Below are 8446 nucleotides of genomic sequence, written 5' to 3' on the forward strand. Positions count from 1 at the left end.
GGCAAGCCGCCCTGCCCCGGCGTATTACACCTCAAAAGGCGTTATGATCCGGGCGAGGTCGCCGCAGCGCGCGCCTGTCTTTGCGCTTGCCTGCGCGCCTTGAAGGCCGCGACCAGACGCGGGATGCGATGTTCCTTGCCGCGGCTGGCGAGATGGTCCTCCATCACCTTGCGGTAAAGGTAGATATCCTTGCGGCCTCGGGTCGACCGATAATACCAATCCTCGCTCAGCTCGCCCGTGACCGCGCGCGCGATGACCGCCTTCAGAAGCTCCATCCGGCGCAGCACCAGCGCCGTCTTGTGCCCCTGCCCGAATGCCTTGAGCAGCGTGACGTTATCGCGCGGCAGACGCCCGACCTGTCGCATATCCTCTTGCAGGAAGGGATCGCAGATCACCCAGACCTTGGCCGCAGCACCGCTATGTTCAGCCGCATCCGAGCGCGGCAGCGACCAGTCCTGATCGCGCCCCCGCGCAAAGCGCCGCTCCCACGGGACCAGATCGCGCGCGAGCGTCGTCTGCGGGCTGAAGGCCACCACCTCGCAGCCCGGCGCCAGATCGGCGAAGGCCAGCGCGCCGAAGCCGCCCATCGAGGTGCCCGTCATCACGACCCGAGCGTATCCTTCGAAAAAGCCCTGATCACGCAATGCCTCCATCCGGGCGATCAGCCGCGCGTCGCGAAACCATGTCGGGCCCTGCGCCACCACGCCCAGATGGCTCCAGCCATTGTCGCGGATGAATTTCTCGGCCCAGGGCCGGATGTCGTAGCCGGGATAGCCCGCATCCGAGAGGTTATCGAACGTCACGACCAGCGTGGCCGGGTCGCGCGCGACATGGATCAGCGCATGAGCCCCGAGCTTTTCATAGAACCCGTCGCGGGGACCTGCGGGAAAAATCTCGCGATACCAATCGGGCAGCTTCTCCTCGAGCCCGGACTCATCACCTGCGGCGTCGTCTTCGAAATCATCGGCCATCGAAATCGCTTTTTCCTGCTCGGGATCCGTTGAGGTCTGACATTTTTTCTTGCGCCGATCAATTACATACGGATGGTTTGGTGCTATCGTCACGGCGAGGGCGAGATAAGAAAAACCAAAGAGATCGGGCACATTTATGGCAACAGGGAAGCGGAGCGCAGAATGTGGCCTGAGCCGCAGGATGCGGAATGGATCGGCCCCGTCATATTGTGAACGAGATTTCGTGCATTCTCGCCCCCGTTGGACGCCCGACGTCTCCACCGAACTTACCGGATACCGCCCCCACGCAGCCTGACCGCCGCGAAAGACCTTTCCAAACAGGAGCCTACCCTTGTCCCAACTGCCGACGATCGCGACCCTGTGGATCGGAGACCGCCTGTCCTGGCTCGAACAGCTGAGCCTGAAATCTTTCGTCGATGCGGGCCATGACACGCTGCTATATTGCTACAACCTGATCCCGAACGCCCCGCCCGGCGTGACGCTGCGCGACGCGCGCGAGATCTTTCCGGGCGACGAAATCATCCGCCACAAGCGCACCGGCAGCCCCGCGATCCATGCCGATCTGTGGCGCCTGCATCTGATGGAGAAGACCGATTACATCTGGGTCGATGCCGATGTGCTTTGCGTGAAACCCTTCGATTTCAAAGATGATTACGTGTTCGGGCTGGAGAAGCCGCACCTGATCTGCAACGCGGTGATGCGCCTGCCCGCGGAGTCGAAGACGCTGCGCGGGCTGCTCGATTTCGTGGCCGATCCCTACGCAATCGGGCCATGGCTGAAGGAAGAGCAGCAAGAGGAACTGCGCGCGGCCCGCGACCGCGGCGAACCGGTGCATTTCTCGGAGCAGGAATGGGGGCTGACCGGTCCTGCCGCGTTGAGCCACTTCCTGCGCGAGACCGGCGAATGGGACCATGCGCTCTCGCAACAGGCCTTCTATCCGATCCCGTTCAAGAACCGGAACAAGATGATCATGTCGCGCTTCGACGTGGAGACGGATTTCCTGACCGACGACACCTATGCGGTGCATATGTGGGCGCGCCGGATGAAGCCCCGTCTGGAAGAGGCCGAGAACAACCGCCCGCGGCGCGGCAGTTACATGCACAAGGCGTTGCAGAAACACGGGATCGACCCGTCCGCGGCCCCGATCCCGCCCAAGGTGAAACCCGTGGACGCCTGAGACGGCGGGGTCTCCGGCACTCGACGCGGGGTGCGAAAGCGCAGGCCCTGCCCGCGCCCAGCCTTGACCTCGACGGTCCGCTGACCCATCTTTTTGCTCAGATGCAGGTCACACTGAACGCCCGAGTGCTCGAACCTGCATTCAGATGATGTTAGCCTGCTGTTTCATTGACCCGGCTTGCAGCCACAGACAATCCGCCTTTGCTGTTCAGCCCGGAGGAGGTCCGCCATCAGCGCTCAGATACTTGCTGCAGTGATACTCTTGCCCTTCGTGTTCGTCGCTCTCTACGCGGGCATTCACGAGTTTCTCCGGTTCAGATCGGAGGGACGCGCGAACTACGGTCTGATCTTCGATGAAGAAACGGGAACCTCCTACGTGACCGGCATCGCGGAAGAAGAGGACGCGTTCGACCCTGACGACTTCGATCCCAACGACTACAACGATCCCGAAGTCGCCGGGGAACCGGATGAGAGAAAAACCTGACCGTTGCGGCCTGTGAGCCTTCTTTGTCGGCGCGACCGCTCACGGGCGGTGCCCCCCCCGGCCCTAAACCTTCACGCTTGAGCGCTTAGGAACGTGGCGCGTGCCTGTGCGATGCGTTCGAAGCGAGTGAACCCTCGCGGCTATCTCCGGTCAGCCATCTAACTTCGTAACGCTCTGAGCGACCAGCCAGTCGCGGAATTTCTTCGCCTTTGCGGAGGCGCGACGGTGAACCTTGATGTAGAAGCACTGTGGCGACACCACGCTTTCTGACCCGAGCGCGACGAGCTCTCCGGCCTCGATCAGGTGGCCGACCAGCCCGTCCCAACCAAGCAGAGCCCCGACACCCTCCTTCGCCATCTGCAGCCCGATCATGTAGTTGTTGACGGTGATCCGTTTGCCGGTCGGCTGCGGAGCGCCGAGTTCGGACAGCCAATCGGGCCATTCGGTCCAACGATGGCGCTCGCGCGTGATGTGGATCAGCGGGACGCGGTGCAGGTCATGCGCGGAGGTGATGGCATAGCGCGCAGCAAAAGCCTCCGAGCCCACCGCGCAGATGCGGTCCTGAAAAAGCTGCGTGCAGCTTTCATCGCCCTCGGGAAACTCGCCGTAATGAAGGCTGAGATCGACGGTCGCTTCCAAATCCACCGCGTCGCTCACGATTTGCGAGACGTTGATATCCGAATGGTTCAGCCAGAATTCCGTCAGTTTGGGAGTGAGCCACAAAGAGCTGACCGCGGTCGAGGCCAGCACCATCACGTCGTCCTCCGCGACGGGCCCGCGCATATCCCTCACCACGTCGGATATCGCCTCGAAGCTGCGCTGCACGGCGTTGAACAGATAGGCCCCCGCCTCGGTCAATTCGACGCCGCGATGCTGGCGGCGAAACAGCTGCTGACCGAGCTCCGTCTCGAGCGCCCGAATCTGATGGCTGACGGCCGTCGGGGTCACGTTCAGCTCTGACGCCGCCGCCTTGAAGCTTAATTTTCGGGCAGCAGCCTCGAAACAATTCAGTGAGCTAAGCGAGGGAAGATCATAGGGGCGCTGCATGATGTCGGTTTCGAACCATTCCGTGTCGAAATATGTCTTAGGTGAGCTGAACTCACCCGGGATGAATATTTATGACGTTGAGAGGCACGAAAAAGCAAATTTGAAATGAGGTGAAATCACGCTTGGATAGGAAAGGCCGCGCCCGTGACACCTCCTCTTGCCGATCTGCTCGCACATCGCAAACCCGGATATTCGCTCGACCGGGCCTTCTATACCGACCCGGGCATCTTCGAGGCGGATCTCGAGCATATCTACTACCGCGAGTGGCTTTATGCGATTCCGGCCTGCCAGCTGGTCAAGACCGGCGACTACGCGCGGCTGAAGATCGGGGCTTATGACGTCATTCTGGTCAAGGGCAGCGACGGCGAGATCCGGGGTTTTCACAACACCTGCCGCCACCGCGGCTCGATCCTGTGCAAGTCGTCCGGCGGGCGCGTGGCCAAGCTCGTCTGCCCCTATCACCAATGGACCTACGATCTCGATGGGAGCCTGCTCTGGGCGCGCGAGATGGGGCCGGAGTTCGACCCGAAAGAGCATCGCCTGCATGCCGTTCAGACCCGCGATCTCTGCGGGCTGATCTATATCTGTCTGGCCGACGACGCCCCGGATTTCGAAGCCTTCGCCGCGATGGCGCGCCCCTATCTGGAGGTCCACGACCTGCACCGGGGCAAGGTCGCCTTCACCTCGTCGATCGTCGAGGAGGGCAACTGGAAGCTGGTCTGGGAAAACAACCGCGAGTGCTATCACTGCTCGAGCAACCACCCCGAGCTGTGCAACTCCTTCCCGCTCGACCCGGAAGTCGCGGGCGTCTCCGCCGATGGCTCGATCTCGGCCCGGCTTCAGGGGCATTTCGACCGCTGCGAGGCGGCGGGCGCGCCGGCGCAATTCCGTCTCGGCGGTCAGGGGCAATACCGTCTGGCGCGGATGCCGCTGCAGGACAATGCAGTCAGCTACACGATGGACGGTCAGGCGGCGGTGCGGCGTCCGCTCGGGCGCGTCGCCCTGCCCGATGCCGGCTCGCTGCTGAAATTCCACTACCCGTCGACCTGGAACCACTTCCTGCCCGACATCACACTGACCTTCCGGGTCATGCCCATCAGCCCCACGCAAACCGAGGTGACGACCTGCTGGATCGTGGATCGCGATGCGGTCGAGGGGGTGGATTACGATCTGGATCGCCTCACCGAAGTCTGGATCGCCACCAACGATCAGGACCGCGAGATCGTCGAGGACAACCAGCGCGGCATCAACTCTCCCGCCTATACGCCGGGCCCCTACAGCCCGGACTGGGAGTCGGGCGTGATCCAGTTCGTCGACTGGTATGCCGACACCATGACCCGCGCGCTTGCCCCGCGCAGCGTCGCGGCGGAGTAGGCTCATGGCTGCAAATGCTCAACCGCTCCTTCAGTTCTGGACCGATGACGAACCGCTGGAATGCGTCAACTTCCTGCCCGAGGCCCCGAATACGGCGAGCTTCACCTTTCGCCCGCCCTCGGGGGCGCTGTTCCACTTCAATGCCGGGCAGTTCGTGACGCTGGAATTGCCGGTGGCGGGCGGCCCGCTGCACCGGACCTTCACGATTTCCTCCTCGCCGTCGCGCCCCACCTCGCTCACCGTCACGGTCAAGGCGCAGCCGGACTCACTCGGCACGCGTTGGATGCTCGACAATCTGCGCCCCGGCATGCGGATCAAGGCCTTGGGACCGGCGGGGATGTTCTCGAACGTCGTTCATCCCGCGTCGAAATACCTGTTCATCTCGGCAGGCTCCGGCATCACCCCGATGATGTCGATGACGACGCAGCTCTATGACGCTGGCAGCGACCCGGACATCGTCTTCATCAATTGCGCGCGTCGTCCATCGGAGATCATCTTCCGCGAGCGGCTGGAGCATATGGCCTCGCGCCTGCCGGGGATCGCGCTGACCTGGGTCGTCGAGGAACAGGATCGCTACGCGCCCTGGACCGGGATCAAAGGGCAGTTGAACCAGCTGATCCTCGGTCTCGCAGCCCCCGACTATCTCGAGCGTGAAGTGTTCTGCTGCGGCCCCGAGCCTTTCATGCGCGCGGTGCGCGAGGCGCTGACCGGTCTGGGGTTCGACATGGACCACTACCATCAGGAGAGCTTCAACGCCCCGATCTCCGATCGCCCGGTCGAGCCCGAAGACGACGTGACCCCCGACGAGGATGCCGCCGTCGAGGTCACCTTCGCCAAATCCGGCAAGACCGCGAAAATCAAGGAGACTGAAACCCTGCTCGCCGCCGCGAAAGCTGCGGGCGTGCCGCTGCCGTCGGGCTGCACCTTCGGGGTCTGCGGCACCTGCAAGATCAAGACCAAGGGCGGTCAGGTCCACATGGTCCACAATGGCGGCATCACCGATGACGAGATCGAAGAAGGCTACGTTCTCGCCTGCTGCTCGAACCCGATCGGCGACGTCTCGATCGACGCCTGACGCCCCCTACCCTCAAGACCCGACCTCAAGGAGTCCGCCCATGTCCAGTGATCCGCTTCTGCAGCCCTATCAACTCAAGCATCTGACGCTGAAGAACCGACTGATGATCACGAGCCACGAGCCCGCCTACCCCGAGGACGGGATGCCCAAGGATCGCTACCGCGCCTATCATGTCGAGCGGGCGCGCGAGGGCGTGGCGCTGACGATGACGGCGGGCTCTGCCTCCGTCGCCCGCGACAGCCCGCCGGTCTTCAACAACATCCTCGCGTGGAAGGACGAGGTCGTCGGTTGGATGAAAGAGCTGACGGATGCCTGCCACGAGCACGATTGCGCCGTGATGATCCAGCTGACCCATCTCGGGCGCCGCACCCGCTGGGACAAGGCCGACTGGCTTCCGGTCGTCTCGTCGAGCCATGAACGCGAGGCCTCGCACAAGGCCTTCCCGAAGAAGGCCGAGGATTGGGACATCGCGCGCATCATCGAGGACTACGCCGACGCCGCCGAACGGATGAAAGCGGCAGGGCTCGACGGGATCGAACTGCAAGCCTACGGCCACCTGATGGATCAGTTCTGGTCGCCTCTGACCAACGATCTGGACGGCCCCTATGGCGGCAGCTTGGAGAACCGTCTGCGCTTCACCTTCGACACGCTCAAGGCGATCCGCGCGCGGGTGGGCGACGAGTTCATCGTGGGCGTGCGCTACACCGGCGACGAGGACCTGCCCGGCGGCATCACCCGCGAAGAGGGGCTGGAAATCTCGCAGCGTCTGAAAGACAGCGGCATGGTCGATTTCCTCAACGTGGTGAAGGGCCATATCGACACAGATGCGGGCCTGACCGACGTGATCCCGGTGCAAGGCATGCGCAGCGCGCCGCATCTGGATTTCGCCGGAGAAATCCGCGCCGCCACCAAGTTCCCGACCTTCCACGCCGCCAAGATTCAGGATGTCGCCACCGCGCGGCACGCGATCGCGGAGGGCAAGCTCGACATGGTCGGCATGACCCGCGCCCATATGGCCGACCCGCATATCGTCGCCAAGATCATGCGCGGCGAGGAAGAGCGCATCCGCCCCTGCGTCGGCGCGAATTACTGCCTCGACCGGATCTATCAGGGCGGCATGGCGCTGTGCCTGCACAACCCCTCGACCGGGCGCGAATTGGAAGTCCCCCATGAAATCGCCAAGGCCGATGCGTCGCGCCGCGTGGTTATCGTCGGGGCCGGTCCGGCGGGGCTCGAGGCCGCCCGGGTGGCCGCGGAACGCGGTCATGAGGTCATCGTGCATGAGGCCGCCAACGATCCCGGCGGACAGGTCCGGCTGACCGCGCAATCCAAGCGCCGCCACGAGATGATCCAGCTGATCCAATGGCGTTTCGCGGAATGCGAGCGTCTCGGCGTGAGTTTCCGGTTCAACAGCTATGCCGACGCGGACACCATCCGCGCCGAACAACCCGATGTCGTCGTGATCGCGACCGGTGGCCTGCCGCATACCGAAGTGCTGGATGCAGGCGACGATCTCGTCGTCTCGTCCTGGGACATCCTCTCGGGCGATGCCCGCCCCGGCAGCAACGTGCTGATCTATGACGACGCTGGGGACTACGCCGCCCTACAGGCCGCCGAGACCCTCGCCGCCAGTGGCGCCAAGGTCGAGGTCATGACGCGCGACCGCAATTTCTCCTCCGAGGTCATGGCGATGTCCCTGACCCCGTCCTTGCGCGAATTGCAGGCCCGCGACGTGACCTTCACCGTGCTTTGGAAACTGACGGGCGTCGCGAAGGACGGAAACGGCTTGGTCGCGAGTGTCGGCAGCGATTATGGCGCTTTCACCCGCGAGCGGCAGGTCGATCAGGTCGTCGTCAACCACGGCACCCGCCCGCTGGACGACATCTATTTCGATATGCGCGAAGACGCGACCAATCAGGGCGAAGTCGATTACGAAGCCCTGATCGCCGGCCAGCCGCAAACGGTCACCCGAAATCCGTGCGGCGCCTTTCAGCTCTTCCGCATCGGCGATGCGGTGGCTGCACGCAACACCCACGCGGCAATCTACGACGCCTTACGGCTGATGCGCACGGTCTGATTGTGTTTCAGGCGAGTGGCACGCTGCGGCCTCCCACGACACGGGAGCCTCGGGCACGCTGCGCAGGCTGCGGTCAGTGCAGGGGTGAGGTCTGCCTTCAGACCAGCTGAAGCGCAAGACGCCGCCCGAAGGCAGCGCTTAACGTATTGATATGCTTTAGATGATTTGGTTGCGGGAGTAGGATTTGAACCTACGACCTTCAGGTTATGAGCCTGACGAGCTACCGGGCTGCTCCATCCCGC

At 63.3% G+C, this 8446-nt stretch carries 7 protein-coding genes; 5 read left to right on the forward strand and 2 right to left on the reverse strand.

What is annotated here, in order from left to right; genetic code table 11:
* Positions 1-41 precede the first annotated feature (41 nt).
* Positions 42-971, reverse strand: a complete 930-nt coding sequence (locus BMI91_RS15250; RefSeq protein WP_078605748.1) for an alpha/beta hydrolase — start codon at positions 969-971, stop codon at positions 42-44.
* Between the two features lie 331 nt (positions 972-1302).
* On the opposite strand from BMI91_RS15250, the gene BMI91_RS15255 reads away from it, so the two are divergent.
* Both BMI91_RS15255 and BMI91_RS15260 read left to right on the forward strand, forming a co-directional pair.
* Positions 1303-2148, forward strand: a complete 846-nt coding sequence (locus BMI91_RS15255; RefSeq protein WP_078605749.1) for a hypothetical protein — start codon at positions 1303-1305, stop codon at positions 2146-2148.
* A gap of 270 nt (positions 2149-2418) precedes the next feature.
* Entirely contained in the window at positions 2419-2631 is a 213-nt protein-coding gene (locus BMI91_RS15260) for a hypothetical protein (RefSeq protein ID WP_341853199.1), read from the forward strand.
* Positions 2632-2781: 150 nt separating this feature from the next.
* Here the strand turns inward: BMI91_RS15260 and BMI91_RS15265 are convergent, their stop codons facing one another.
* Entirely contained in the window at positions 2782-3678 is an 897-nt protein-coding gene (locus tag BMI91_RS15265) for a LysR family transcriptional regulator (protein ID WP_078605750.1), read from the reverse strand.
* Between the two features lie 144 nt (positions 3679-3822).
* Between BMI91_RS15265 and BMI91_RS15270 the strand changes: the two genes are divergently transcribed.
* From BMI91_RS15270 to BMI91_RS15280, 3 genes are read left to right on the forward strand one after another with little or no spacing between them, the layout of a single operon-like run.
* Positions 3823-5052, forward strand: coding sequence for an aromatic ring-hydroxylating oxygenase subunit alpha (locus BMI91_RS15270; RefSeq protein WP_078605751.1), 1230 nt, complete (start codon positions 3823-3825; stop codon positions 5050-5052).
* 4 nt (positions 5053-5056) lie between these two features.
* Complete coding sequence (locus BMI91_RS15275) at positions 5057-6127, forward strand: FAD-binding oxidoreductase (protein ID WP_078605752.1); 1071 nt, start codon at positions 5057-5059, stop codon at positions 6125-6127.
* A gap of 40 nt (positions 6128-6167) precedes the next feature.
* Positions 6168-8204: an NADH:flavin oxidoreductase gene (locus tag BMI91_RS15280; RefSeq protein ID WP_078605753.1), complete on the forward strand. Its 2037-nt coding sequence runs from the start codon at positions 6168-6170 to the stop codon at positions 8202-8204.
* Positions 8205-8446: the final 242 nt, after the last annotated feature.

Source organism: Thioclava sediminum, assembly GCF_002020355.1.
Lineage (GTDB): Bacteria > Pseudomonadota > Alphaproteobacteria > Rhodobacterales > Rhodobacteraceae > Thioclava > Thioclava sediminum.

What these genes read in the sequence shown, in the direction of transcription:
- BMI91_RS15250 (WP_078605748.1), bottom strand. Translation starts at nt 971, where the DNA reads ATGGCCGATGATTTCGAAGACGACGCCGCAGGTGATGAGTCCGGGCTC.
- BMI91_RS15265 (WP_078605750.1), bottom strand. Translation starts at nt 3,678, where the DNA reads ATGCAGCGCCCCTATGATCTTCCCTCGCTTAGCTCACTGAATTGTTTC.
- BMI91_RS15275 (WP_078605752.1), top strand. Translation starts at nt 5,057, where the DNA reads ATGGCTGCAAATGCTCAACCGCTCCTTCAGTTCTGGACCGATGACGAA.
- BMI91_RS15280 (WP_078605753.1), top strand. Translation starts at nt 6,168, where the DNA reads ATGTCCAGTGATCCGCTTCTGCAGCCCTATCAACTCAAGCATCTGACG.